Source organism: Nostoc sp. CCY 9925 (assembly GCF_963920935.1).
Classification (GTDB): Bacteria; Cyanobacteriota; Cyanobacteriia; order Cyanobacteriales; family Nostocaceae; genus Nostoc.
In genome coordinates, this window is the sequence record NZ_CAWUDO010000002.1 from 42,908 (window position 1) to 69,441 (window position 26,534).

At 42.2% G+C, this 26,534-nt stretch carries 25 protein-coding genes and 2 pseudogenes; 17 read left to right on the forward strand and 10 right to left on the reverse strand.

The window, feature by feature from the left end; genetic code table 11:
* Window positions 1–75 precede the first annotated feature (75 nt).
* A complete protein-coding gene (locus ACM0OY_RS01365; protein ID WP_414567106.1) occupies window positions 76–3,372 on the forward strand; it encodes an alpha-mannosidase in 3,297 nt (1,098 codons plus the stop codon).
* A 303-nt stretch (window positions 3,373–3,675) separates the two neighbouring features.
* Here ACM0OY_RS01365 and psbN read toward each other — a convergent pair whose 3' ends face one another.
* Entirely contained in the window at window positions 3,676–3,807 is a 132-nt protein-coding gene (psbN, locus tag ACM0OY_RS01370; protein ID WP_414567107.1) for a photosystem II reaction center protein PsbN, read from the reverse strand.
* An 85-nt stretch (window positions 3,808–3,892) separates the two neighbouring features.
* On the opposite strand from psbN, the gene psbH reads away from it, so the two are divergent.
* Together psbH and ACM0OY_RS01380 are read left to right on the forward strand one after the other, a co-directional pair.
* Entirely contained in the window at window positions 3,893–4,096 is a 204-nt protein-coding gene (gene psbH, locus ACM0OY_RS01375; protein WP_073640200.1) for a photosystem II reaction center phosphoprotein PsbH, read from the forward strand.
* 193 nt (window positions 4,097–4,289) lie between these two features.
* A pseudogene (locus ACM0OY_RS01380) lies at window positions 4,290–4,472 on the forward strand (four helix bundle protein); the annotation flags it as partial.
* Between the two features lie 46 nt (window positions 4,473–4,518).
* On the opposite strand, the pseudogene ACM0OY_RS01385 reads toward ACM0OY_RS01380, so the two are convergent.
* Window positions 4,519–5,103, reverse strand: a pseudogene (locus ACM0OY_RS01385) (Uma2 family endonuclease).
* A gap of 139 nt (window positions 5,104–5,242) precedes the next feature.
* On the opposite strand from ACM0OY_RS01385, the gene ACM0OY_RS01390 reads away from it, so the two are divergent.
* Both ACM0OY_RS01390 and pth read left to right on the forward strand, forming a co-directional pair.
* The gene (locus ACM0OY_RS01390) at window positions 5,243–5,515 is read left to right on the forward strand and encodes a TatA/E family twin arginine-targeting protein translocase (RefSeq protein ID WP_414567108.1); all 273 of its coding nucleotides are present in this window, start codon (window positions 5,243–5,245) and stop codon (window positions 5,513–5,515) included.
* A gap of 280 nt (window positions 5,516–5,795) precedes the next feature.
* Entirely contained in the window at window positions 5,796–6,437 is a 642-nt protein-coding gene (gene pth / locus ACM0OY_RS01395) for an aminoacyl-tRNA hydrolase (RefSeq protein WP_414567109.1), read from the forward strand.
* A 374-nt stretch (window positions 6,438–6,811) separates the two neighbouring features.
* On the opposite strand, the gene rpsU is transcribed toward pth, so the two are convergent.
* Both rpsU and ACM0OY_RS01405 read right to left on the reverse strand, forming a co-directional pair.
* Complete coding sequence (gene rpsU, locus ACM0OY_RS01400) at window positions 6,812–6,991, reverse strand: 30S ribosomal protein S21 (protein WP_008226419.1); 180 nt, start codon at window positions 6,989–6,991, stop codon at window positions 6,812–6,814.
* A 240-nt stretch (window positions 6,992–7,231) separates the two neighbouring features.
* Window positions 7,232–7,573 (reverse strand): hypothetical protein, encoded by a 342-nt coding sequence (locus ACM0OY_RS01405; protein ID WP_414567110.1) that lies wholly within the window; start codon window positions 7,571–7,573, stop codon window positions 7,232–7,234.
* 378 nt (window positions 7,574–7,951) lie between these two features.
* On the opposite strand from ACM0OY_RS01405, the gene ACM0OY_RS01410 reads away from it, so the two are divergent.
* On the forward strand, window positions 7,952–8,794 hold the full coding sequence (locus ACM0OY_RS01410; RefSeq protein ID WP_414567111.1) for an SPFH domain-containing protein: 843 nt from the start codon (window positions 7,952–7,954) through the stop codon (window positions 8,792–8,794).
* A gap of 87 nt (window positions 8,795–8,881) precedes the next feature.
* On the opposite strand, the gene folP is transcribed toward ACM0OY_RS01410, so the two are convergent.
* On the reverse strand, window positions 8,882–9,742 hold the full coding sequence (folP, locus tag ACM0OY_RS01415) for a dihydropteroate synthase (RefSeq protein WP_414567112.1): 861 nt from the start codon (window positions 9,740–9,742) through the stop codon (window positions 8,882–8,884).
* A gap of 256 nt (window positions 9,743–9,998) precedes the next feature.
* Window positions 9,999–10,730 (reverse strand): triose-phosphate isomerase, encoded by a 732-nt coding sequence (gene tpiA / locus ACM0OY_RS01420; RefSeq protein WP_414567263.1) that lies wholly within the window; start codon window positions 10,728–10,730, stop codon window positions 9,999–10,001.
* Window positions 10,731–10,932: 202 nt separating this feature from the next.
* Here tpiA and ACM0OY_RS01425 point away from each other — a divergent pair, with 202 nt between their 5' ends.
* Together ACM0OY_RS01425 and ACM0OY_RS01430 are read left to right on the forward strand one after the other, a co-directional pair.
* Window positions 10,933–11,151: a hypothetical protein gene (locus tag ACM0OY_RS01425; protein ID WP_414567113.1), complete on the forward strand. Its 219-nt coding sequence runs from the start codon at window positions 10,933–10,935 to the stop codon at window positions 11,149–11,151.
* A 256-nt stretch (window positions 11,152–11,407) separates the two neighbouring features.
* Window positions 11,408–11,740 carry a low molecular weight protein tyrosine phosphatase family protein gene (locus ACM0OY_RS01430; protein ID WP_414567114.1) on the forward strand — a complete coding sequence of 111 codons (333 nt, stop codon included), beginning with the start codon at window positions 11,408–11,410 and terminating at the stop codon, window positions 11,738–11,740.
* A 220-nt stretch (window positions 11,741–11,960) separates the two neighbouring features.
* Here the strand turns inward: ACM0OY_RS01430 and ACM0OY_RS01435 are convergent, their stop codons facing one another.
* The gene (locus ACM0OY_RS01435; RefSeq protein WP_414567115.1) at window positions 11,961–12,437 is read right to left on the reverse strand and encodes a DUF4168 domain-containing protein; all 477 of its coding nucleotides are present in this window, start codon (window positions 12,435–12,437) and stop codon (window positions 11,961–11,963) included.
* Between the two features lie 102 nt (window positions 12,438–12,539).
* On the reverse strand, window positions 12,540–13,535 hold the full coding sequence (gene holA / locus ACM0OY_RS01440) for a DNA polymerase III subunit delta (RefSeq protein WP_414567116.1): 996 nt from the start codon (window positions 13,533–13,535) through the stop codon (window positions 12,540–12,542).
* A 221-nt stretch (window positions 13,536–13,756) separates the two neighbouring features.
* Between holA and ACM0OY_RS01445 the strand changes: the two genes are divergently transcribed.
* The 5 genes from ACM0OY_RS01445 to ACM0OY_RS01465 all read left to right on the forward strand — a co-directional run bounded on the left by ACM0OY_RS01445 (window position 13,757) and on the right by ACM0OY_RS01465 (window position 20,278).
* Window positions 13,757–14,545 carry a DUF1868 domain-containing protein gene (locus ACM0OY_RS01445; RefSeq protein ID WP_414567117.1) on the forward strand — a complete coding sequence of 263 codons (789 nt, stop codon included), beginning with the start codon at window positions 13,757–13,759 and terminating at the stop codon, window positions 14,543–14,545.
* Between the two features lie 569 nt (window positions 14,546–15,114).
* Window positions 15,115–15,837 (forward strand): cyclase family protein, encoded by a 723-nt coding sequence (locus tag ACM0OY_RS01450; RefSeq protein WP_414567118.1) that lies wholly within the window; start codon window positions 15,115–15,117, stop codon window positions 15,835–15,837.
* Window positions 15,838–16,136: 299 nt separating this feature from the next.
* Window positions 16,137–17,639 (forward strand): aldehyde dehydrogenase family protein, encoded by a 1,503-nt coding sequence (locus ACM0OY_RS01455; protein ID WP_414567119.1) that lies wholly within the window; start codon window positions 16,137–16,139, stop codon window positions 17,637–17,639.
* A gap of 291 nt (window positions 17,640–17,930) precedes the next feature.
* On the forward strand, window positions 17,931–19,244 hold the full coding sequence (locus tag ACM0OY_RS01460) for an acetyl ornithine aminotransferase family protein (RefSeq protein WP_414567120.1): 1,314 nt from the start codon (window positions 17,931–17,933) through the stop codon (window positions 19,242–19,244).
* Between the two features lie 104 nt (window positions 19,245–19,348).
* Window positions 19,349–20,278 carry a DUF1338 domain-containing protein gene (locus ACM0OY_RS01465; protein WP_414567121.1) on the forward strand — a complete coding sequence of 310 codons (930 nt, stop codon included), beginning with the start codon at window positions 19,349–19,351 and terminating at the stop codon, window positions 20,276–20,278.
* Between the two features lie 310 nt (window positions 20,279–20,588).
* Here ACM0OY_RS01465 and ACM0OY_RS01470 read toward each other — a convergent pair whose 3' ends face one another.
* Window positions 20,589–20,918: a polyribonucleotide nucleotidyltransferase gene (locus tag ACM0OY_RS01470; protein ID WP_414567122.1), complete on the reverse strand. Its 330-nt coding sequence runs from the start codon at window positions 20,916–20,918 to the stop codon at window positions 20,589–20,591.
* A 195-nt stretch (window positions 20,919–21,113) separates the two neighbouring features.
* On the opposite strand from ACM0OY_RS01470, the gene ACM0OY_RS01475 reads away from it, so the two are divergent.
* Window positions 21,114–21,491, forward strand: a complete 378-nt coding sequence (locus ACM0OY_RS01475) for a DUF1823 family protein (protein ID WP_414567123.1) — start codon at window positions 21,114–21,116, stop codon at window positions 21,489–21,491.
* Window positions 21,492–21,847: 356 nt separating this feature from the next.
* Entirely contained in the window at window positions 21,848–23,506 is a 1,659-nt protein-coding gene (locus ACM0OY_RS01480; protein WP_414567124.1) for an alpha-amylase family glycosyl hydrolase, read from the forward strand.
* Window positions 23,507–23,802: 296 nt separating this feature from the next.
* On the opposite strand, the gene ACM0OY_RS01485 is transcribed toward ACM0OY_RS01480, so the two are convergent.
* Window positions 23,803–25,695, reverse strand: a complete 1,893-nt coding sequence (locus ACM0OY_RS01485) for a tetratricopeptide repeat protein (RefSeq protein ID WP_414567125.1) — start codon at window positions 25,693–25,695, stop codon at window positions 23,803–23,805.
* A 117-nt stretch (window positions 25,696–25,812) separates the two neighbouring features.
* Between ACM0OY_RS01485 and ACM0OY_RS01490 the strand changes: the two genes are divergently transcribed.
* Both ACM0OY_RS01490 and ACM0OY_RS01495 read left to right on the forward strand, forming a co-directional pair.
* A complete protein-coding gene (locus ACM0OY_RS01490; protein ID WP_414567126.1) occupies window positions 25,813–26,094 on the forward strand; it encodes a hypothetical protein in 282 nt (93 codons plus the stop codon).
* 278 nt (window positions 26,095–26,372) lie between these two features.
* Window positions 26,373–26,534 carry a hypothetical protein gene (locus ACM0OY_RS01495; RefSeq protein ID WP_414567127.1) on the forward strand — a complete coding sequence of 54 codons (162 nt, stop codon included), beginning with the start codon at window positions 26,373–26,375 and terminating at the stop codon, window positions 26,532–26,534.

The following is a 26,534-nucleotide window of genomic DNA, read 5'->3' on the forward strand; positions in this document are numbered from 1 at the left end:
TTAGTTGTGAGACTCCCGCCAAACAATAAAAACCACAAACTGTTAATTATTGTGTGTCCTCATTTTAGCGAAAATATGACCCCAATTATTTCTCAATCCCAGACCAATTTCATCTCACAAGCAATTGAGCAACTACGCTCTTTTTCTCAAGTTAATCTTCAGTCTACCTGGTTATACCGGGAATCTGACCAGACGATTACTGATGTTACAGCTTCTAATTTATCTGATTGGCAACCTGTAGAATTGAATGCGAAAGAACATATTGCTTGGACAGGCGGGAAAAAAGTTCTATGGCTAGTGCAAAAATTGGTAGTTCCCCAAGATTTACAGGGTTATCCTTTAGCTGGGTTGTCTTTGCGACTGGCGTTAGTTTGGTGGGCTGATGCTGCTGAAATTTATGTGAATGGGAAGTTAGCGCTGGAGGGTGATTTATTTGATTGTTCGCCGAGAGTGCTTTTGAGTCGCGGCGTGACGCCAAAAGAGGAATTTATTGTTGCATTGCGGTTAGTGAGTCCGGGACATTGTGATGGTGCTTTAGTGCGATCGCTCCTTGTTTATGAGTCTAATGATGATAATAATCCCGATCCGGGTTTTGTGGCTGATGAGTTGGCTGTTTTACAACTTTATTTGCAAAAGTTTGCACCTGAGAGGTTGGATGTTTTGGTGGAGGCGGTGGGGGAGGTTACGAACCGCAGAGGCGCAGCGGAAAGTCTGAGCGGAGGTTTCCTCCGATCAGAACTTTCCAAGACAGAGGACGCAGAGAGGGGAGAGTTGGTTAGGTTGTTAAGGCAAAATCTAATTCAATCTGATATCTTAGCCCCCCTGGTGAAGGGGGGTTGGGGGGATCTAAAATCTAAAATCTATTTATTGGGTCATGCTCATCTAGATTTAGCATGGTTGTGGCCTGTGAGTGAAACTTGGAATGCAGCGCAAAACACTTTTGAATCAGTTTTGAAGTTGCAAGCAGATTTTCCGGAGTTAATTTTCTGTCATTCCACTCCGGCGCTTTATGCTTGGATTGAAGAACATCGCCCGGATTTATTTAAGGCAATTCAAGCACAAGTAGCAGCCGGAAAGTGGGAAGTTCTCGGCGGAATGTGGGTAGAACCGGAACTGAACTTGATTGCTGGTGAATCAATTGTACGTCAGCTATTGTATGGTCAGCGATACATACAAGAAAAATTTGGCAAGCTTTCCCCTGTGGTGTGGGTTCCAGATTCTTTTGGTTTTTGTGCAACTTTACCGCAGTTTTTTGCTAATGCCGGAATTGAGTATTTTGTCACCCAAAAGTTACGCTGGAATGATACTACTAAATTTGATTATGGTGCTTTTTGGTGGCGATCGCCTGATGGTAGCCAAGTCTTTAGTTTCATGTCTGCACTCATCGGTGAAGCGATCGACCCAGTTAAAATGGCGTCATACGCCCTAGAGTGGCAAAGCCAAACTAATCTACCAGAATCTCTCTGGCTTCCCGGTGTCGGCGACCACGGCGGCGGACCCACCCGTGATATGTTAGAAACCGCCCAACGCTGGCAAAAATCACCTTTGTTCCCAGATTTAGAATTTATCACCGCTGAAAAGTATTTACAGCAAATCAAAGAACAAGACACGGAGAATCAAAATCTCCCTGCGTCCTCTTCTTTCCCTATCTGGAATGACGAACTATATCTCGAATTCCATCGTGGCTGCTACACTACCCACGCAGACCAAAAACGTTGGAATCGTCGTTGTGAAACTTTGTTGTATGAAGCGGAACTATTTGCAACTTGGGCAAATATAACCTGTGGTTTGATATATCCGAAAGCCGAAATTGAAGCAGCTTGGAAGCAGGTATTATTTGAACAGTTTCATGATATTTTGCCTGGTTCTTCCATTACCCAAGTTTATCTTGATGCATTGCCCGAATGGCAACAAGTCGAACAAACGGGAACGAAGATATTACAAGAATCATTGCAGGCGATCGCATCTCACATTACCCTACCACAACCACCAAAACCCAATAGTTTACCTATTTTCATTTTCAATTCTCTCAATTGGCAGCGTTCTGAGGTAGTTTCTATCACCTTACCCACAGCAGTAGAAACTACCCAGGAATGGCAGATTTATGATGCTTCTGGACAGTTGCTTGTCTCTCAATTATCTCAACCTTCAACCTTACTATTTCTTGCCCCCGACATCCCACCCGTAGGCTACCGCCTCTTCTGGCTTTCCCCCTCACCCTCTTCATCTTTGCCATCCCCCTCATCCGCAGAATGGGTTTTAGAAAATGAATTCCTCCGAGTTCTGGTTAACCCTGACACAGGAGATTTATTGAGTGTTTTTGATAAAACTTATCAACGGGAAGTTTTGAATGGTGCGGGGAATCAACTGCAAGCTTTCAAAGACAGCGGTCAATATTGGGATGCTTGGAATATAGACCCCAATTACGCCCAGCATCCTTTACCCCCAACAAATCTTCAATCTATTGAATGGGTAGAACAAGGCGCGTTACAAAATCGTCTGCGCGTAGTGCGTCAGTTGGGCGAATCAGAATTTTGCCAAGATTATATTCTGCAAGCTGGTTCACCTCTGCTGAAAATTTCCTCTAGGGTTAACTGGCAAGAAAATCAAGTATTGGTGAAAGCTGCTTTCCCTCTCAACATTGAAGCAGACTTCGCTACCTACGAAATTCCCTGTAGCGCAATTCGCCGCCCAACTAAACCGCAAACCCCCGCAGAACAAGCAAAATGGGAAGTCCCAGCCCTACGTTGGGCTGATTTAACAGGCGAAACTAATGAAAGTTTATACGGTGCCAGTTTGCTAAATGATTGTAAATATGGTTACGATGCTCAACCCAATCAATTACGCCTCACACTTCTACGTAGCCCCAATTGGCCAGACCCAGAGGCTGACCGAGGTTTGCATGAATTCACTTATGCCTTGTATCCTCATGCTAATACCTGGGAATCAGCCCATACAGTCAAGCATGGCTATGAATTGAATACACCCTTACAAGTTATACTAAACCCACTCCCCACTCCCAACTCTTGTACAGACGCGATTAATCGCGTCTCCACCCACTCCCCACTCCCCACCCCTGAGACAGCAAGTTTTCTGAATTTATCGTCTGAAAATCTGATTTTGATGGCTTTGAAGCCAGCAGAAGATGACCCACAGCAACTAATTCTGCGGTGTTATGAATGTCACGGAGAAACAGCCGAGTTATCTTTGCAAAGCGATCTAGGATTGAGCCTCAAAAATACGGTAGATTTGTTAGAGCGTTCTGCTGCTACTACTGCCCAATTCTCATCTGAGCAACAAATCTTGACGATACAGCCTTGGAAAATCGCTAGCTTCAAGGTGACACCAGCGACTAATCCCAAGCTTGGGTAAGCCACTAAACTATTGCCAAATTATCTAATCTTGTGGGGTGGACATCTTGTCTGCCCTTTGTTACGGGCGTGTGAGACGCCTACCCCAGAAGAAGAAATCCTGAGATATTTTTCTCAGGCTTATCCATTGTCATAAGTGTAAATATAGCCGTAGTCACACAGGTTAGGACATTTTGGAAGCATGGAAGCTAGGAATAGTAATACTTTTACCTCCTGCCTCCTGCCTCCTGCCTTCTGCCTTCTGCCTTCTGCCTTCTGCCATAACCACTGACAAATGACAAATGACTATTGACAAATGACTCTTTTAGTCTTCGTGATCTTCAAAAGGATCGCTCAACTGCTTGCTGGGAGGGCCAAAAGAGGTATAAATTCCAAACGCTGTAATGGCAACCAAAACAGCGGCCACAGAAATGCTAAGAACTATTGCGGGTTCCATAATTTTAAGATTGATTATGAGTGCTATTCTTATAGAATATTACAGAAGATTAAAAAAAGCTTTGGCAAGTAATCTTAGGTGAACTATGGCACAAAGGACTAGGTTGGGAGATATCCTGAGACCACTGAACTCTGAGTATGGGAAAGTGGCACCAGGTTGGGGTACTACCCCTGTGATGGCTGTTTTTATGTTGCTGTTTTTTGTGTTTCTGCTGATTATTCTGCAACTTTACAATAAAACAATCTTGGTTCAGGATGTACTTGTCGATTGGCGAAGTTTAGGACGCTAATGGATACAGAGTTATCTAGTTTGGATAACGAATGAACTCACACCCGGCTAGTCCGGGTTTTTTTGTGATTCAGAATTGAGAATTCAGGCTGAAGTCTTTGATTAAAATGATTACAATTTTTATATCCAATGTTCTGAAAATTGTTTTTGACTGAATGCAAGATTTACCAATTATTTAAAAGACTTACGATCTCATCAAATGGTATGTGCCTATTTTAAATCGTCTGCCTAGAAAACATAAATTTGGTTTAGGAGACAGGATGATAGGAGGACTTTACGACCTACTGGAAGGTTTGATATTAGCGCGATACGCCCAAGAAAAGTTGGCTCAGTTAGAACTATTAAACGCTAAGACTGAAAAGTTGCTCAACTCTACAAGTGAAATTGTATGCTCAGGTGGTTGAATCACTCAAATTCAGGCGGTCAAAGTTCTTTGATTGCTAATTCCCAACCTGGCAGTAATTCTGGTATCGTCAGTTTGTCATTATCTTTCAAAACTACTGGTTCAAGGTTAGAGCGATAAACTGTTACTAAGAGTTGGTCAGGGTCGATAAGTATACCCACTGTAGATCCAAGTTCTAGAAATAGTTTAATCTTTTCTTCGAGTGGTTTAATGCGATCGCGAAGCGTGTCCGAAGGACTCTCGCTCTTCTATTTCACCTCAACCATCAGGTCAGGTACTAACTGCACAAAGTCACCCTGAGTTTTCTTAAGTCGTTCTGCGCGCACAAAGAAAACATCTGGAGCGCGTAGGTTTCTTTTTTCCGGGTCGCCTAGAGTTTCATCGGTTTCCAGGCTGGGTAAGATAAAGCCAGCACTAGAACCAGTAACACGTCCCAGCTTGCGAGGCATGACCCATATATTCAAAAACGTTAGCAGGCGAGAACCAATTTCGTCTGACTCATAATCGGATGGCCCCATAACGATGATGTTTCCCTCTACTAGCTCCATCCGCAAATCGGGATTCTGTGACTGTAATTGTTCTAAGTCTTTGATGGTCAGCGACATAAGGCATCACTCGCTCGTGGGGCGTTCGCCTTTAGGCGTTGCCGTTAGGCATCGCTTTCTATAATAGGCGATTATTCAGTAGACTACATAATAAGATGTGAGTCTATATAGTGGTTTTAGAATTTATCGGAGATAAAAAATGAATATATTTGGTATAGGTCTACCCGAAATGGCTGTAATTATGGTAGTGGCGCTGTTAATCTTTGGGCCAAAGAAGCTACCAGAGATTGGGCGGAGTGTCGGCAAAACAATTCGCAGCTTTCAAGAAGCTTCTAAGGAGTTTCAAACCGAGTTTCAAAAAGAAGCCGAACAGTTAGAAGAAGCTGTGAAAACTACCGCTGAATTAGAACCTAAGCAAATCGAGCCTGCTAAATCACAGCACGATGCTGCTGGTTCTTCCCAGGTTGGCTAGGAGAACATACCAATTTTGGATTTTGGATTTTAGATTGTTTTGCAGTTGAGAGCAACGTCTGTTGTGAACACAACAAATCCAAAAGACGCTCGTCGATAACAAAGCGTTAGCGGCGTAGCGCAAAGTCACATCGGAGGTTTCCGATTCTGAACTTTGTATAGAAAAGAGCGTCTGACTTGCTAAAGCTGCACTATCGTCAATCTAAAATCACTAAGCCTTGTACCCTTGCGGTCTGTTTCAATCCAAAATCTAAAATCTAAAATTGATTGACTGTAGCAAAATGACAGAAGCTGTTACACAACCAGCTTTGGTGATTCCCCAGCTAATTGTAGGGTTGGGGAATCCAGAAAGCAAGTACGACCAAACACGCCATAACATTGGCTTTGCTGCTCTGGAAGCTCTCTCTAGTGCTTGGCGCATTAACTTAGCGGAAAATCGCAAGTTTCAGGGAGAGTATGGCGAGGGTATGGCACCAGGTGGAGGTAAAATTCGCTTACTCAAGCCGTTGACTTATATGAATCGCTCAGGACAAGCCATACAAGCGGTGACGAGTTGGTATAAATTACCGCCTGAGTCAGTGTTGATTATTTATGACGATATGGATTTACCTTTGGGAAAGACTCGTCTGCGCTTGTCTGGTTCGGCTGGGGGACATAATGGAATGAAAAGTGCGATCGCACATCTTAACACTCAAAATTTTCCCCGTTTGCGAATCGGTATTGGTAAACCCAAAGATGCAGTTAATAATGATGATTCAGATACTATTTCCTATGTGCTAGGGCGATTTTCCGCTAGCGAAAATCAGCTAATGTCTCTTGTACTTCAGTTCGTAGTTGAATGTGTAGAACTAAGCCTGAAGCAGGGAGTAGAAAAGGCGATGAATATTTGTAATAGCCGCACCATTAATAATTCTGAGTCTTAAGATTTAATGAGAGTGCTGAGCAAAGCCGGAGACTCCGAAGCTTCAGCGATCAGTACAGACGCGATCAATCGCGTCTGTACAAGAGTTATGAAGTTAGAAGTTATTCCCCTTCCCCATCTCTGCATCTCCCTATTCCCGAAGCGCTTATTTTGGTTGATGGGCAGCGATTTTAGCTTGCTCCATCCAACCAATATAAAGCCCCTATACACTCTGTGCATAAGTAGATTAACTCATCGACACATTAATTAGGGGTGCGGCTCATCTTGCTTAATTTTTGTAAGAATAATGGCGATGTCTACGACTAGCTAAGCCTACGCGTCGTTGCCTACTGTAGGTTATTACCTCAAGCAACGTCACTACCAAAGCAAATAGGTTTATTTAAAACGTCTTTTGCGTCTAGCTGCCACTGCCTTACGTTTGCGTTTTTCCAACGGTGTTTCAAAGTGCCGATGATATTTTACGTCAGCCAATATGCCAGCTTTGGAAACCTGGCGTTTAAACCGACGTAAAGCTGAATCTATTCCTTCGTTCTCTCCTAGAACAACCTGAGTCATTCTTGCCTTATCCTCATAATCAATAGTTTCCATTGTAATAGTAGCCTCAACCTTAGTAAAACCCCCCTGAACAAAGCCATAATTGGGAGGCCATTGGTTTGGTTGAGATTGGTTATGTGTGCTTCAAGCTTGTTGAAATCGGCATTTAGCTGCAAGTTTAATGCAGTGCCCTAATGCACCTCAATCTGAATTAAAAACAGGGTAAAAGGATCGTGTGAAATTTTCTTGACTCTACTATTTTTAAAAGTTGATTCTGCCCTGATTGAATAATTTATATCCGACTGTTAATGCAGTGAAAGCAACCAATAAATTCCATAAACTAGTCGATCTAAAAATTACTCCACCACTCAAGAAAACTAGTATTATACCAATACCTAACAAAATCCATCCCAACTTGCTGGCCTCTGTGTGAAAAAACACGAGTGTAAAAGCACCTGCCATCATTGCTAAAACTGAGGCTGTAGCAGGTAAGCTACGGGAAAAAGAATAGTAACTGCTGACAAATATGATGTTTTGAGTAAAAAAATATAAGCCTGTAAAAAGCAGGATTAAACCTATAAGTTTGATGAACAACCTGTCCATAGTATTTGTATATTATTTTTAGTAGCTGAACCTAATTTTATTCCGATTATACTGAAGTTTTTCAACTCCTACTAAATTTTACGTAAAATTATTTTAACTTTAATCAAGTAAATATACGGAAATGAGCTGGGCTGTCTGGGGGTGTTGGTGTAAGTAAAGCTGATTACAGAAAGTACTTCTTGCCAGGGTGCGATCGAGGTGCTTTAATAGCGATCGCATTCCACAAAACTTTCCTACATACAAGACACTCACTCGATATCAGATATTGCTGTCGGTGTTCATAAAATTACAGACTCAAAACATTTAACTCAAAGGTATGACAAGCTAGTAGCATATCCTTGACACTAAATTCTCCCAAACAGCTAAATAGGAGTATATATGGAGCCAATTATTGCTATAGTCTTAGCCCTTATAGGTTATGCCTTAGGTTCTGCAAAACTGATTAATCAAGGTAATGAAGCTTTAGTGGAACGCCTGGGACGGTATCATCGAAAACTTAAGCCAGGACTAAACTTTATTGTTCCCTTGGTGGATCAAATTGTCATGGAAGATACTACGCGAGAGCAGTATGTAGACATCAAACCCCAGAGTGTGATTACCAAAGATAATATTTACGTAGAAGTAGACGCGATTGTATACTGGCGGATTATAGATATTGAAAAAAGCTTTTACGCTATTGAAGATCTTCAAGGAGCATTGACACAGCTGGCCACAACGACTTTGCGGGAAATCATTGCTCAAAACACCCTTGAGCAGACCAACGTCTCTAGGGCGGAGATGGACAAAGCTATCTTAGATCAGCTCAATGAAATCACGGCAGATTGGGGAGTACAAATTCTGCGGTTAGATCTTCAAAGAATAACTCTACCTGAGAGTGTACGTAAATCTAGGGAAGATGAGCAAGCTGCTGAAATCAAAAAACGGGCACTGATTACCGAAGCGGAAGGACAAAAGGAAGCTGCTATTCGCAAAGCAGAAGGAACTATGACTTCAGTTGAAATCATTGCTAAAGCCTTACGTTCCAATCCAGAAAGTAAGGAAATTCTCCGGTATCTCGTGGCTCAAGATTATGTCAAGGCTAGCCAACAACTCGGTGAGAGCAATAATGCCAAAATCGTCTTTGTAGACCCAGCTAACTCGACTGAAATGTTTCAAGAGTTAATTGCTGAGTCAGTGAATAACGAAGATCGTCCCAAAAAGTCGGAAAATGGGGCTACTTAAGAGCAGCTGCACTGGCGGCGCACCATCCGCTAGCAATGAAATAAACACTTTCTTGTGACACTCCCTACTCCCCATTCCCCATGTTTCTTAAGAATCACGCTGTGTGGTTTGTCGGAATATTGCATCGGCTACCCAGGAAACATCGCGTATTTCTTGAACATCGTGAACTCGGAGGATATCAGCCCCATTCACGATCGCAGCACAACAAGCTGCTGCGGTTCCCCAAACTCGTGCCTTGGGATCTGGTTGATTGAGAATCCGACCAATAAAACTTTTACGAGATGCTCCTACTAAGATAGGACAGTTGAGTGCCAAGAGCGATCGCAATCGCTGAAAAATTTCTAAATTTTGCTCATAATTCTTCGCAAAGCCAATACCAGGATCGATAATCACTCGATCTCGGTCAACGCCCACAGCAGTTGCAGCCGCGATTTGCTTTTGCAAAAAGCTAAAAATCTCTGCCATCAAATCTTGATAATCAGTCATTTGTTGCATAGTTTGTGGTGTTCCCCGGATATGCATTAAGATAATCGGCACACCTAAACTGGCGATTGTTGGCAACATTTCCGAATCAAAAGTACCGCCAGAAATATCATTAATCATATCTGCCCCAGCTTCTACAGATGCCCTGGCTACGGCAGCACGGGTAGTATCTACAGAAATGGGTACTGAAATTTCCGGTCTGAGTACCTGTAACACCGACAGCACCCGCTCAAGTTCCTCTTGGAGAGTTATTTGCTTTGCCCCTGGTCGAGTTGATTGACCACCCACATCGATAATGTCAGCACCAGCAGCCACCAATGCTTGCGCCTGGACTAAAGCCGCAGAGGTCGTATTAAACTCACCTCCATCGCTAAAGCTATCAGGCGTTACATTCAAAATGCCCATCAAATAAGTCCGCTGTCCCCACTCGAAACAGCGTCCCCGAATTATCAAGTTACTTGGCATAAAAAGAAGTCACGTCGCTTCTCTACGAGACGCTGGGCGTAGCTTGCTTCCCCGCAAGGGGTACGCTCCGAATTCAAAATTCAAAAATTTTTGCTCCCCATAAATAAATTTAGTTGCTCTGTATCCTTTGCGTTTTCGGTCACAAGTCAGAATTCAGAATTCAGAATACTTCACCCATAAAGTTAAAAATCGGAGCTAAGGCTTGCTTTGATATTAGTCATTCCCATGCAGAGCATGGGAACGAGAAAAAGGTACATCAAAGTGACTTATAATTCACAATCCGAGCGAAACTCTCAGCTTCGAGACTTGCTCCTCCTACTAAAACGCCATCAATTTCTGGTTGAGCCATGATTTCATCAATATTATTCGGCTTGACTGAGCCACCATATTGAATTGATACATTTGGATTACTCAATTCGCTACGAATTAAGCCAATTATTCGATTAGCTTCTACAGCTTCACAAGTATCACCAGTGCCGATTGCCCAAATCGGTTCATAGGCTATCACCAAATTGTTCTGATCGATATCTACCAAGCCTTTGTCGAGTTGGAGAGTAATCAGTGATTCTGTTTCTCCCTTGTCTCGTTGTTCTTTAGTTTCACCAACACAGAGAATTGGGGTCAAACCAAACCTTTGAGCTGTTCGGAGGCGCAGATTAACGGTGGCGTCCGTTTCACCAAAGTATTGCCGTCGTTCGCTGTGACCGACAATCACAAAGCGCGCGCCAATTTCTGTCAGCATCGGGGCAGAAATCTCACCCGTGTAGGCTCCATATTCTTCCCAATGAACATTTTGCGCCCCCAGTTGTATACGACTACCGTGTAAATTCCTGGACAAAACGCTGAGGTTGGTGAAAGGAGGGCACAATAGTATTTCACGTTCTTCAGGCGTTTCCTGTAAGTAGGGCAGAAATCCTCGTAAAAAGTCTTCGGACTCTGCCTGGGTTTTGTACATTTTCCAGTTACCGGCAATAACTATTTTTCGCACAGGTAATTTAGTCAAGATCCTAACGCTACTAGATGCATTTTTCACTCTACTACTTTTTCGTACACTCCTCGCCGCTCAAGGATTGAAACTAGCTCTTTACATATGCTCCTCAAATAGCCCAATAACTACAATAAATTTAAAATCCTCACCAAGAGTTGCTCAAATCGGTAAGCTGGTACTGCCAAATCTTCAGGGTAAGCAAATGGGGCAAGTAATAGTTACCCTCACTGGCACAAATCGAATCGATCAAGTTCTGGCTCAGCGAGGCTTCATTTCTTTGGAGGAAGTGCGCTCTTGTACACTGGATGATGTTTTAGTTGATACAGGTGTAACATTGCTATATTTACCTGCTAGCGTTATTAGTCAATTAGGTTTAGTTCAAGGTGGAGAAGTTCAGGTAAATACTGCGGCTAGAGTATAGCAAGGGCGAATTTTCGGAGGTGTTGAATTAAAGATTGCAGAAAGGCAAGGAACCTTTGATTGTTTGGAAATTACAGAAATACCTTCATGTGCTTTTGGGTGTAACGCCAATGGAAGTTTTAGGCTGAGAACCAGACTTGAAAAATCAGAAATTGCAGATTTTACCGATGAATTCTGAGCGCGTTATACAATTTTAGTACTGCGCTCATGGCGATCGCTTTGGGAGAAACTCAGGTATGTGTTAATAATCTATCTGTATGAAAAAGCTTTTATTTATTTGTAGCCAAAATAGACTGCGAAGTCCTACCGCTGAAACTGTGTTTTCTGAATATGAAGGGTTTGAAACGGACTCCGCAGGTTTAGATCGCTACGCTGAAGTACCAGTTTCAACAGAAGCCATTGCCTGGGCTGATATTATCTTTGTCATGGAAAAATTCCATAAAAACAAGCTATCAAAAAATTTTCAGCACTGCCTTAAAGATAAAAAAATTATATGTTTAAATATACCAGATGAATATGAGTATATGGAACCAGCTTTAATTGAGTTGTTAAAACAGAAAGTGCTACCTTTATTAAAAATTAAACAATGAGCATGATAAAAGCTTTTAATTCATACATCAAAAGTATTGAATAAATAAAGCAAATATAGAAATTTATTTGTTAGCAATCTGACTTTTTGGGTTGTTTTACCACCCAGTAGTTAAAAATTACCAGTTATCAGTTACCAATGTTTTCTGATAACTGTTGACTTTTTACAGGTTTAATATGGTAATCTCTAATTTTTATTTGAACATAAACATAGTAATGTCACTACCTCATTTCAGGAGTTTGTTGCAGGATTAATAAAGTATTATATACCTCCTTTTTTAAGTTAGTGTTATTTTGCAGTTCTATAGTAATTTTGTTGAAGCGATCAATGCTTAGACCATTATCTTCGACAATTTTTTGAGAACGAGTACAGTAATTTACTGCAATATCTTGAGCTTTCCTGGGAAGACCATTGATGCTGTTAGAATCATTACAAACAATCTTGGGAATTTCTCCACTGCCAATAAGTTTTTTAATTTCTTCAAACGCGTTTTGACGCGCTGGTTCCATTGCTAGCACGGCTTGGGCATAGCTTTTGATTTCTGTATTGTTAACTGGTGGAGTTTGACCATAAGCTTTTGAACTTGATGAAAAACCGTTGGAAATCAAACCCACAGTGGCTATAACACCGAAAAAGAATGATTGGGAAAAGATTCGCTTTCGGTTAGATTGGTAAAAGAAATGGGAAATTTTCTTCATATTGTGTGTGCTACAGAACTACATCAGGGATTTTATAAGAACTTTGAATTATTTTTGGAGTAGGAAGTTCCAGTAACTGACCAATATCTCAAGCTTTTACATTTATTGTGAACTTCCTCGACATTTTTGACAAAGTTCAATTACTTTAGTTTGGAGTGCTGACATTTCTGATACTCCTTGTTTAAGGCTCACTTCTAACTCTAATAGTAGGGGTAAGCAAGAGATTAACTGCTCTACAGAAAGTAGTTTAATTTCTTGCTGTAAGAAGTAAATGCGTTTGGGGTTACCGATATCAGCTGCTTGAGCGATCGCTTGTTGATTTCGCTCACCACTTTCCATCATAATCTTTACCCATAGCCAGGTGCGAAATTGTCCAATTAATGTCGCCACTATCCGTAATCCCGGCTCAGAAGCATTTATGAGATCGGCTAAGGTAATCAAAGCTTTTGCGGTGTCTCCTGTTCTAATTGCTGCTGCTAATTGTAAACTATTCTGAGTAGTATTTCTTACTAACTTTCTAATGATATCTACGTCTAAAGGTTTATTGATACCTTGGGCATATAGACGCAGTTTTTCCATTTCATTGTAGAGAAGGCGTGTATCATTTCCTACAGACTCAGCCAATAACTCAGCAGTTTTGGCAGTCAGTTTCACGCCCAGAGTTTGAGCTGCTTGATTAACAGATTGCACCAGCAACTCTGTTTTCCAAGGGGGAATATGTGGAAATTCTCGGAACTCGGTAGCAAATTGTTTTAACAATTTCGTAGACTTGAGGCGTTCATCCGGTTTGTTACGGCTGGTAAGCAATAAAAAAGAGTTTTCGGGAATCACTGGTAGCGATCGCCCTAATTCTGCCAATACATTTTCTGGACAGTGCTGGAAAAGAGTGGTGTTAATCAGCCAAACCAAGCGCCCACCAGCACCAAAAGTTGGCGTCATCGCCTGATTTAACGCTTGGATTGCAGCATCAGCTTGATCCGGCAAAAACGAAGTGTAGTTAAAACTAACCCATTGGGGATCGAGGACGCGATCGCGCAGCATAGCGATCGCTTTTTCCATAGCAAAATCATCCTCACCCCAGTAAACGTAGATTGGCATAGATTAATCTCCTAATGGGGAAATTGGGCATGGGGAAGAGGACAAGGGGACAAGGTGAATTAGGGACAAGGGGAAAGACTGATTGCAAGTTTTCTCCTTGTCTCCTTGTCCCCTCATCTCCCCATGCCCAATTCCCAAAAACTAAATACTTTTGAAATCATTCTCTTAATCTGGATAATTTTCCCTAAAATCTATCAAGTGAGAGCGTGAGGCTATGAAGATTGGACGACAACTATCAAACTTACTTAAATCGGTTAGCACGGCTGACGTTGCCAGAAGCCTATAGATCCCAAGCCCAGCATATCCAGGAATCTTCTAAATTTCAGGCAAATTCTGGGGTGAGAGAAGCAGCGTCCTTTCCTGGCTATACGTTAATTACACCGCCTGCTGAAGAAGAATCAGAAAACTCTGCTTTCTATGCCAAATTACAGATTTACCAACAGGAACTTTTGCAGTTACCTGTAAACCGTGATTTGATTGTGCCCTTACCTCCTGCTAGCTTCCATCTGACTTTAGCGGATTTAATTTGGGACAATGCTTTTCTTGATGCCAGCGAAAAAAATCCCAAATTCGATCAAGAGTTACACTCTTGTGTAGCGGAAATCTTCCAGCAATATCAACAATCGATGACAAACAGGAATCATCCGATCAAATGGCAAATGCTGGGACTGATACTGATGCCAAGAGCTGTAGCTGTTTGTTTAGTGCCTCAGGATGAACGCTGCTATGAGGAAATTATTCAATTTCGCCGAACAATTTATCAAAACCCGAAGTTAATCGCTTTGGGTATCGAGCAGCACTATCACCTGACAGCGCATATTACATTAGCCTATTTTGGGGAAATTCCATCTGATTTAGACCGTACAAACTTCAGTACGCTCCTTTCTGAGTTGAATCAACAATGGTTGTTGAATTTGCCAGAATTTTTGATCGATCGCGTCGAATTGCGGAAGTTTGACGACATGACACACTATTATCGTGAACCAGACTGGCCAGTTTTAGAATTTTGACCTGAGACAAGTATTTTCCAACAAATAAACTTGTCTTGAAAATAGGGTATCGGGTATTGACCAAACAGGGCATTGGGCATTGTAAAAGAGTTTTTTAGTAGGGTGCGTTAGCCTTTGGCTAACGCACCATTTTATTTAATTTCTAGTATTCAATGGTAGTGAGCGAAGGCTAGCACTGAATACTACTTATTGAAAATGGCATCAGCGGAAATTTTCATTTTTCAAATCTTTCTTAGAGGTTATTTGAAAAGTGGTTGATTATGATTTTACGCACTTATAGATCCCCCCTAACCCACGCCAGTCGCTTCACTTGGGGAGACCTCAAGACCGCGCTGGCTTCTCTTAAAAAGGGTGGAACCGGAATCAAAGTCTTTCTTTACAAGGGTGAGCTTCGTTGATGCCCATAATGACCGATCGCCAAATAACTGCGGCGATCGCACTCGGCAATGCGATATTGTATTATTACTTAACTTATTTAGCAGAACAATCCCGTCTCAATTTTTGAAAAATCCAGGCTAAGCATCGAACTTTTGAGATCAATCCTTTAGCAATCAATATAGAAGGCTGGGATGATACAACCCGGAAGTCAAAATAGTATCACCTATAGACGCGTTATTCACTTAAGTCATGTCATTGACTTGGATATTCCCCAATGGCCTGGCGACCCCCCAGTAGAACTTGAAACTGTGGCTGAATTGAACAACGATGGCTATTACCTGCGGCGTTTTTCCCTGGGGGAACATAGCGCCACTCATATCAATGCTCCTAATAGTTTTTATAGTCATAGTATCGGAATTGACCAATACCCAGCCCAGTCTTTGATCGTGCCTGCGGTAGTCATAGATATCCGTGAAATCGTCAAAGCTAATTTTAATTATGCCCTGGCGATCGCTGATGTTCTGGCTTGGGAAGAACAATACGGTGAAATTCCTGCTGGCTGCATAGTTATATTGAATACTGGTTGGCAAAAGAAGTGGTTTGATAAAAATGCCTTCTTCAATCAGGATGCTGAAGGAATCAGCCACTTTCCAGGGTTTGGCATTGATGCCACCCAATTTTTACTTCAGCAACGGCAAATTGCTGGGGTAGGAATTGATACTCACGGTGTAGACCCAGGACAGGATAACAGCTTGGCTACTAACCGCTTGGTGTTAGAACAACCGCGCATTGTGCTAGAAAATCTCACCAATTTGGATCAGCTGCCACCTAAGGGTAGCACGCTAGCGATCGGAATTCTGAGGTTGCGTGGTGGTTCCGGTTCTCCTGTAGGGGTTTTGGCATTTGTACCTTAGGGCAATAGGCAAGAGGCAATGGGCAAGAGGTAAGAAAAGAAGGCAATAGGGGAATTCCCATAATTAAAATTAGGGGATTTTAAGAAGGACGCATTAAAACATCATGGCAAGCGACTTCATTTCAAATGTTTAGTTTTCACCATAATTAAAATTAGGGGCAAGGAGTCCGATTATTCAGTCAGGTTGTTTTTGCTATTGCCTATTGCCTTTTAATCCTAAATTCTGACTTGACGATAACGTAGAAAGCAAGCAAACTTAGTACACAAAATCCACTGAATTATCAGTCGGAGGTCTTTGTGATGATAACTCCGCTATCTTGCCGCAATTTCATAGACGGTCAATGGTTGACCGCTGTAGGGGAAGCAACTCTCGAAAGCCGCAACCCCGCTGACAAAAACGAACTTGTTGCCACATTTCCCCGTTCCCAAGCCAAGGATGTAGATACAGCGGTAGCCGCCGCCCGCCAAGCCTACCAAACTTGGCGCCAAGTCCCAGCCCCAGCTAGGGCAGAATACATTTTTCGCGTCGGGGAAATATTACTCCAACACAAAGAAGAACTTGCCCAGTTAATCAGTCGAGAAATGGGTAAACCCCTTACAGAAGCCAGGGGAGATGTACAAGAAGGTATTGATTGCGCCTTTTATACTGCTGGCGAAGGACGGCGACTTTTCGGGCAAACCACACCCTCGGAAATGCCGAATAAATTCGCCATGACGGTGCGAATGCCTATAGGTGTCTGCGCCTTAATTACCCCTTGGAATTTTCCTGTGGCCATTCCTTGCTGGAAAGCTATGCCAGCATTGGTGTGTGGGAATACAGTCATCCTCAAACCTGCCGAAGATACATCTGCCTGTGCAACTAAATTAATTGAAATTTTCCAACAAGCAGGTTTACCGCCAGGAGTAGTTAACTTGGTGCATGGTGTGGGAGAAGAGGCGGGGAAAGCTTTAGTTGAACATCCCGGTGTTGATTTGGTGTCCTTTACTGGTTCTTCCCAAACCGGTGCTTTTGTGGGCGCGACTTGCGGACGCACTCACAAGCGTGTCTGTTTGGAAATGGGCGGCAAAAATGCCCAAGTGGTAATGGAAGATGCCGATTTGGAACTAGCTTTAGATGGTGCAGTCTGGGGTGCTTTTGGCACAACCGGTCAACGCTGTACGGCTACGAGTCGCCTAATTTTGCATCGGGATATCAAGGAAAAATTTACTGCTATGCTTTATGAGCGTGCCAGTAAGTTACGCTTGGGTGCTGGCAATGACCCCGATACAGATATCGGCCCGATAATCAATGAAAAGCAACTCCAACAGGTAAGCAAGTATTTAGATATTGCCCGTGAGGAAGGAGCAAAAGTTTTAATTGGTGGGGAAATTGCATTTACTGGCGAATTAAAAAATGGTTACTTTTTTCAACCGACTATTTTGGATGATGTAACTCCCAATATGCGAGTTGCCCGTGAAGAGATATTCGGCCCGGTGGTGGCATTGATTGAGGTGAGTTCTTTTGAAGAAGCGATCGCCATTCTCAATGATACCAATTATGGTCTTTCTTCTTCCGTTTATACCCGCGATATCAACCGCGCTTTTACTGCCATGCGCGACATCGAAGCAGGTATCACTTATATTAATGGCCCTACCATTGGTGCAGAAGTACACTTGCCTTTTGGTGGTGTCAAACAAACCGGTAACGGACACCGTGAAGCTGGAACCACTGCTTTAGATGTGTTCACAGAATGGAAAAGCGTTTATGTTGACTTTTCTGGAAGTTTGCAACGCGCCCAAATAGATAACCGAATTAGTCATTAGTCATTAGTCATTAGTCATTTGTAATTCGTAATTAAGGGGACAGAGGAATTCAATTACTTTGTTTTTTAAGCCACCCTATTGATGGATGGAGTGACAATTACGAATTACAAATTAGTGTAGATAAAGCACTTCCAAATAAAAAAATATCCAATTAACTTTTGTGGGGTGGGCATCTTGCCCGCCCAGTCAAGATGGCGGGCAAGATGCCCACCCTACAAGATTGAATAATTTATTTTTTGGAGTTCCCTAATTCGATTTTGCAGTTGAATCATCAGTAATTCTAAAAACTATATGTTAAGTATTCCTGTAAACCTAAATTTACCTCGGACACCGCGCCTAATAACTTCTTTGCCTGGGCCTCGCGCTCAAGCAATTGTACAACGCGATCGCGCTGTAACTTCTCCTTCTTATACCCGCGATTATCCCTTAGTGGTGGCTCGCGGTGAAGGTTGTATGGTGGAAGATGTGGACGGCAATGTGTTTCTGGATATGACCGCAGGTATCGCCGTCACCGCCACCGGACATGCACACCCGGAAGTTGTCAAGGCAATTCAAGAACAGTCGGCGCGTTTGCTGCACATGTCGGGGACGGATTTTTATTATGAACCAATGGTGGAATTGGCAGAAAAATTGGCTGTTCGCGCCCCCTTTCCCCAGCCAGAGAATAACGCTGGGTTTCCAGCAAAAGTATTTTTTACCAACTCTGGGGCAGAATCCAACGAAGGGGCGATTAAATTAGCTAGATATTACACCAAGCGATCGCTAATCGTTGCATTCTTAGGCGCATTTCACGGACGCACCTATGGGGCAATGTCTCTGACTGGTTCCAAAGCCGTGCAACGAGCCAACTTCGGCCCTTTAGTTCCTGGGGTGACTCATATTCCCTACGGCACTCATGCCAGCTTAGATTACTTAGAAAAACAGCTATTTACTACAGTTTTACCACCGCAAGAAGTAGCGGCAATTGTAGTCGAAGCAATTCAAGGCGAAGGTGGGTATATCGTACCAGAGGATGGTTTTTTAAAACGGATTCGTGAGATATGCGATCGCCACGGTATTTTGATGGTAGTGGATGAAGTGCAAGCCGGGATGGGGCGGACAGGTCGGCTATTTGCGATCGAGCATTGGGGAGTCATGCCTGATATTATTACTACCGCCAAAGGTATCGCTAGCGGTCTGCCTTTAGGAGCGATACTTGCTAGACCAGAGTTAATGACTTGGCCTCCTGGTTCACACGCTACCACATTCGGCGGCAATCCCGTAGCTTGTGCAGCTGGTATTGCCACCCTGGAACTGCTAGAAAGCGGTTTAATGAGCAACGCTACCGAGATGGGAGAATTATTACAAACTGGACTTACCGAATTACATCAAAAATTTCCCAGAGTCTCGCCCCCACGCGGTAAAGGTTTAATGGTTGCGGTGGATTTATTGGATGAAGCAGGTAATCTGGATTATAAACTGCGCGATCGCCTAATCCAAGAATCTTTTTTACGAGGTTTATTATTGCTAGGTTGTGGCAAAGCAGCAATTCGTTTTTGTCCGCCTCTAATTATCGACAGCGACCAAATCCAAACCGCCCTTCAGATTCTCTCACAGATATTGTAATCTCACACAAAAACTCTTTGCGCCCACCGAAGTTCAGATTGGCAAAAGCCGCCGCTGCGACTTCTCTGTGCGACTCTGCGTGAAAAAATCATCCCATCAACATTATGAAACCCGAAATCGCCCTTCATCTCTGGAAATTACTCTGGCAAGAATACAGCACCAGAGTAAATCATGCCCGTACCTACCAGCAAATGATTACCGCTGCGGGTGGGAGTGTCGCCAACGACCACATCGCCTTTCGGTCTTTGCGTCTATTTGTAGATAGTCCACAGGGTAAAATTAACCTGGGCATTGGTTACCTCGAACAAATTGTACAAGCTTTAGGTTATGTTGCGGCTGGAGAGTATAATTTTGCTCAAACTCATCTGTATGCCCGTCATTATCATCATCCTCAGCAAGAGGAATTTAACTTACCCAAACTATTTATCAGCGAGTTGATTGTTGATGAATTGCCTAGCAATATTGCTCAAATAATCTCTCAAACAGTATCTTCAATCGAATATAAACTCACCTCACCTGTTAATTCTCTTCTAGAAAAAGAAGAAAACATTGAAACCATCGCCAAACAACTCCAACAAATATTTACCCGTCCTTGGCTACTTCCCTGGCGTTCTGTTGTTGAAGAGGTGAATCAGGTTACTCAGTATGGGGCTTGGGTATTGCTGCACGGTTATGCTGTCAACCACTTTACAGGCTACGTTAACGGTCAGAACACCGCAAAATATCCAGATATAGAAACTACCGCCAGTAGTTTGGCTAATTTAGGCGTACCAATGAAAGCAGAGATAGAAGGAAATGTTGCCTGTGGTTTGCGCCAAACCGCAACTCAAGCAGTAACCGAAATGGTAACAGTGTTAGATGATAACACTGGTGCAGAAATTCAGATTCCTTGGACTTACGCCTACTATGAAATTGCCCAGCGCTATCCAGTGGAAGTGGAACCTGGAAAGCAGGTACTTTTTGATGGTTTTTTAGGGAGTAATGCTCAGCAATTGTTTGAAATGACGCGTTTACAGCGTATTTCAGCCAAATGAAGCACACGGGTAGGGCTATAGGGGTGTGAGGGTGTAGGTGGCTCAAACCCTTACACCCAGCCTCAACAGTTAACAATTCAAAATTCAAAATGACGCTCGCAGACACGGCTTAGCTGCGCTAACAAAATTCACGCATTAAAGACAATTTCAGACGAAGAGGAGTGCGGTCTTGGGGTCTCCCCAAGAGGAGCAACTCCGGGGGATTTAAACCCCGACTGAAACTGGGGCTACCTGTAGAGGTAGGGGTCTTAAACCCTTTTATTTACGATAACTTTTGTGCGTAAGTCCTGTTTAACTCAAACTTGCGAAATCAATCGCGGTCTTCCTCTTCCTCATCATTGCGGCGATGTCTGTACTCGCGGTCTTCATCGTCGTCATTGCCGCGATACCTGTACCCGTAGTCTTCGTCTTCGTCATCTTCGCTGCGATATCTATATTCACGGTTTTCATCGTCGCCTTCGCTGCGATATCTATATTCACGGTCTTCATCGTCGCCTTCGCTGCGATATCTATATTCGCGGTCTTCATCGTCGTCTTCGCCACGATCGCTGTATAGGGTGCGATCGCGATTATCCCACTCTTCATCACGTCGTTTCTGCCTGCCACCGACTATATTCCTAAATAAATCGCCTATTCCCATAATTTTTTTCCTCGTGAGTTGGCGAATCCCCTAATCTAGGATCACTTTAGTAGTTTGTCTAATGCCCATAGCAGATAAATCTTCCACCAGGTGTAGATAAAAATAAAATTGCCCCTATCTTTGGAAGTGTAATAGGCTAATCATAAAGGTTTTCTTAAATTCTGATTTTTGATTCTAAATTTTCAATTCTTACTTATGTCTAATCTGCCACCACTCAATACAGACACAATTTGGGCAATTCTCAACGAGAAGCTAGATGATGCCACAGTTAATCAGTTGCTATGGCATTATTTAGGCTATCGCTATGATTCATCAACTGAACAATGGGATAATAGCCAAGTTGCCCCAGAATGGCAAGATGAGTACCCACAACCACCGGATTTTATTGACTCTCGCCCTGCAACAGTCAAGTTAACTCGTTCGATTCCTACTGAAAATAAACAATTACTCAAACAAAAATTGGGCTTCAAAGGTTACAAAATTGGTGAATTTGGCCCTCGGCAAACTCGCAGGGCGACAGCAGCGAATTGGCTGTTAAGTTATCTGCAACTAAATAGCAGCACAAGTGATTAAAAATTCAAAAATTAAATTCCCTGAATTTATTTCAGGGAATTTAATTTTTGACACACTTTTTATTACCGACTATTACACGCTGCCCAGTTATAATTTTTCATTTACTTTAACTTATAAATTTTAATTTTTGCCTTTTTCAATTGATTGTATTTTTAATTTATCTAAGATATTTTAACTAAATTAATAGTAGAAAAAAGTCTAAATTACGAAAAAATAGCTAAATTCGCGAAAAATATTTGTTAATTATTCCTGAAGATAGAAGCACTCATTATCCAATTCATTCTCTAGAGCGATTTGCAAATTTAATTAATCATCAGAGAATGCTTCTATAAATCCTTGATCTTACAAACACTTCTATGGCAGAGCCAATTGAATTTAATTTATTTGCACCATACAACAAAGGAGCCGCATTAATTGGTTCTTTTTCTGATTGGCAAGAAATTCCAATGGAGAAAGGTGAGGATGGTTATTTCCGCACAAATGTTGAACTAGAAGATGGCGTTTATCAATATAAATTCCGCGTCCAAACAAATTCATGGTTTTTTGAAGCAGAACAATGGGTTGATGTCACAGACCCTTATGCAACTGATATAGATGAAGCGGGTGGAAAAGATAACGGTATTGTCCGCATCAAAGATGGGCAAAGAATTGTTGATACCTATGTTTGGCAACATGATGATAAACCTTTACCTGCTGACCACGAACTAGTTATTTATGAACTGCATGTTGGTGATTTTTCTGGTGGAGAAGATGACCCTTATGCACGAGGCAAATATAAACATGTTGTTGAAAAGTTAGATTATTTGTGTGAATTAGGAATCAACGCTATTGAGTTGATGCCAATAAAAGAATATCCTGGCGATCATAGCTGGGGTTATAATCCCCGCTATTTCTTTGCAACAGAATCTAGTTATGGTTCTACTGCTGAATTAAAAAATTTGGTTGATGAGTGTCATGCTAGAGGTATTCGTGTAATTATTGATGGTATTTATAACCACTCAGAAGCATCTAGTCCGTTAACACAAATTGATCATGACTATTGGTATCATCACTCTCCCCGTGACCCTGATAATAACTGGGGACCTGAGTTTAATTATGAACATTACGACGAAAATTTAGATATTTATCCAGCACGGAAATTTATTGGCGATACAATCCGTTATTGGGTTCAGGAATATCATTTTGATGGTATTCGCTATGATGCAGCACGGCAAATTGCTAACTATGATTTCATGCACTGGGTTGTGCAAGAAGCCAAAAATGCTGCTGGTCCGAAGCCTTTTTATAATGTTGCCGAACACATTCCTGAAACTACCAGCATTACCAATGTCGATGGGCCAATGGATGGTTGCTGGCACGACAGTTTTTATCACTGCATTTTAGAGCATATCTGCGGCGATACATTTGATTTAGAGCGCCTTAAAGATGTTATTGATTGCAAACGTCAAGGTTTCTTGGGTGCTACTAATGTGGTAAATTACCTCACTAACCACGACCATCATCATCTCATGGTTGAATTGGGGAACCGTGAGATTTTTGATGAAGAAGCCTTTAGGCGGATTAAATTAGGAGTGGCTATCCTAATGACTGCTATGGGTGTGCCTTTGATTTGGATGGGTGAGGAATTTGGCGAGTATAAACCTAAACAACCTGAATCAGCTAAAATCGATTGGACGCTGTTGGGTAATGATTTAAATCGTGGTTTGTTTGAATATTACAAAGGCTTAACCAATCTGCGTAAAAGTAATCATGCTCTCTACACAGAAAATATTGATTTCATCCACGAAAATCCAGAAGCAAAAGTGTTAGCTTATAGCCGTTGGAATGAGGAAGGTTCTCGTGTAGTTGTGGTGGCGAATTTCTCAGAAAATTTCCTAGCTGGCTATCATGTTCCTAACTTTCCTAACAGTGGTACATGGCACGAATGGACGGCGAATTATGATGTCGAAGCTGGCGATGATGGCATTATCGCTGATTTCGGGCCATACGAAGCTAAAGTGTTTGTGTGGCAGTAAGTATAGCAGGGAACAGGCAATAGGCAATAGGCAACAGGTTTGAAATACTAGTTTGCAGGCAACATCTCAATAACTGAAAACAGGGGGAAATATCACCCCCTTTAAACTGAAACAGGACTTACGCAAAATTATGAAAAAACGAACCACAAAGGACACAAAGAACACAAAGAAATAAAAGTTTCAGAGAGTTTTTGCGTAAGTCCTATGAAAGTTGAAACTTCAACAGTTGTGTCACTGATTTTAATTACGGGATATGGAACTGTTCCCTGTTGCCCGTTCCCTTTTAATTGCGATCGCTAGTGATATGTTTCTCTTAAGAAGTTTGCATAATTCGCCCTAACCGTCATAGTAGTAGGATGACTGACACCTAAAGTTTGTTCACAAATTTTCAAAGCTTGCTCAAACAACGGTTTGGCTTTCCTGTAGCGTCTTGTATGACGGTAGAGTGCTGCTAGGTTGTTCAGACTAATGGCGACATCAGGATGGTTGTCTCCCAGCAGACGTTTAGTCAGTTCCAAAGCTTGCTTATAGAAGGGTTCGGCTTCGCTGTAGCGTCCTGTGGATTCGTAGAGTTGCCCTAAGTTGTTCAGGCTAGTAGCAACATCGGGATGTTCTTCTCCCAGCAGGCGTTTTCTCAGTTTTAAAGCTTGCTTCAGCAAGGGTTCGGCTTCGCTGTAGCGTCCTATATAACAGTACAATGCTCCTAAATTGTTGAGGCTAGTGGCGACGTGGGGATGTTCTTCTCCCACCAAGCGTTTCCAAAGTTCTAAAGCTTGCTGATACAAAGATTCGGCTTTGCTATAGCGTCCTGTAGATTCATAGACTAATGCTAAATAGCTCACATTAGTAGCGACATCGGGATGTTCTTCTCCTAGCAGGCGTTTTCTCACTTTTAAAGCTTGCTCAAACAAGGGCCCGGCTTCGCTATAGCGTCCTGTAGATTCGTAGAGTAATGCTAAATTGTTTAGGCTAGTGGCAACATCAAGATGGTTGTTTCCCAGCAGACGTTTTCTCAGTTCCAAAGCTTGCCTATACAAAGGTTCGGCTTCACTGTAGCGTCCTGTAGATTCGTAAAGTCCTGCTAAATTGTTCAGACTAGCAGCGACATAAGAATGTTCTAAACCAAGATGATTTTGAGTTAGTTTTACACACTGTTGTAAGCAAAATTCTGCTTGCTGATAAAGTCCTTGACCTTGATAAAACCAGGCTAATTTAGTAAACAGAGTAATTATATTTTCATCGCCTAGATACTGAAATAGGTGGGTTGCAACTTCTGTAATGTGTGGGATATGTGGAGTGAAATTGAGAATATCTTCAGGGTTAAGCTGTTGCGGAATTAGCTTTGCTACTTCTAACATCATGGCTGCAAATTTAGTTTTTGCTTCATCCGCTTCATTTGAATTATCCAACTTGATTCGGAAAAGTTGCCGAATTAGGGAATTTAGATGATAAAGTCCTTGACTTTTCTGTTGTAGTAAATGCAATTCCAGTAAATCGGCGATCGCTTTTTCATTGAGTTCTCGTTTTTTTTCATCTTCTACCGTCTCCACAGATAAAGGAATGTCAGCTAAAGCACACAAACTGAGCAAACAGCCAAAGCTTTTTGCATTCTCATCCAACTGTTCCCAACTTAATTCAAAAGCTTCAGCTACACCATATTCATAATCCATCAATGAGTCAGCATTGACTACTGCTTCATGTTCCTCTCGCTTTTTTTCTAGCAGCTTCAGCAGTGTTTCTAGAGACAAATTGGGCATTTTATCAAGATATCGCCCCACTAACTCTAAGGCTAAAGGTGAATATCCCAAAAATTTACAAATTCTTCTCGCAACCCAAGCTTCTTGTTGCAGTCGTTCCCGAACCACTAGCGATTTTAATAATTTCATCGCCGCTAATGGTTTGAGGACATCTAATTCGCTATTATATTTTGCGCTCAGGTAAGCTTGTAACTTTTCTAGTTTGCCCTGACTGTTGGAAATAGCTAATTCAGGATAATTCTGGGCAAATTTGTCATATAGCTCACCTATCAACTTTTTGAAAGTAGGAATATCAACGTTTAATTCGCTGGCAAGTTGAGCTTCAGTTTTACTTAAGTTTTCAGTCTTAAAATAGTTTACAAAAGCTGCCATTTGCTCAAAGGATAAGCGAGTAGTAGCAGCTTCTTTGGCTAGAAAATTAGCCCATTGCATAAACAGTTTGTCAGCTTTATTTCTGATTCTACTTTGTCTCGATTTGCAAATCTCCTCTCTTTAAGGTAAAGATACATTTGCATAGAAAAATTTTAAAGCAGTGGCTAGCTTTAGCCATTGTCAGTTAAGCCTCAGAAGGTCAATGTTGAGCCTCAGAAGGTCAAAGTTGAGCCTCAGAAGGTCAATGTTGAACCTCAGAAGGTCAATGTTGAACCTCAGAAGGTCAATGTTGAACCTCAGAAGGTCAAAGTTGAGCCTCAGAAGGTCAAAGTTGAGCCTCGGAAGGTCAAAGTTGAGCCTCAGAAGGTCAAAGTTGAGCCTCAGAAGGTCAAAGTTGAGCCTCAGAAGGTCAATGTTGAGCCTCAGAAGGTCAATGTTGGCATTTGGAACTCGAAATAAGTAAGCGATCGCTCCTTCATATCTAAAGTACAGTGAAAAATAGAGCGTAGGCTTAGCCCGTCGTAGACATCGCTATTTGAAGTTACGGGCGATCACTGCTAAAGTTTGAACTGATATAGGACTAGTATTTGATTTTTGAAATTACTCGTAGAGGCAGGGAACAGGGAACAGGCAATAGGCAACAGGCAATAAACCAAAACGAATTAGAGCCAGGGCGAATGGAATTCGCGGCTACACAAACAAAGTCCGCCTGCGCGGACTAAGGGAAAATTCCAAGTTTGAAACCCACGCAGGTGGGTTTTGCCAGTGTAGACGCGGTTTCCAACCGCCGATATAACTGTTCGGTTAAGGTAAGAGACGCGATAAATCGCCGTCTCTACCAAGGACTGATATTGTACAGACGGCGATTTATCGCGTCTTTGGGATTTATTGCAGACTAA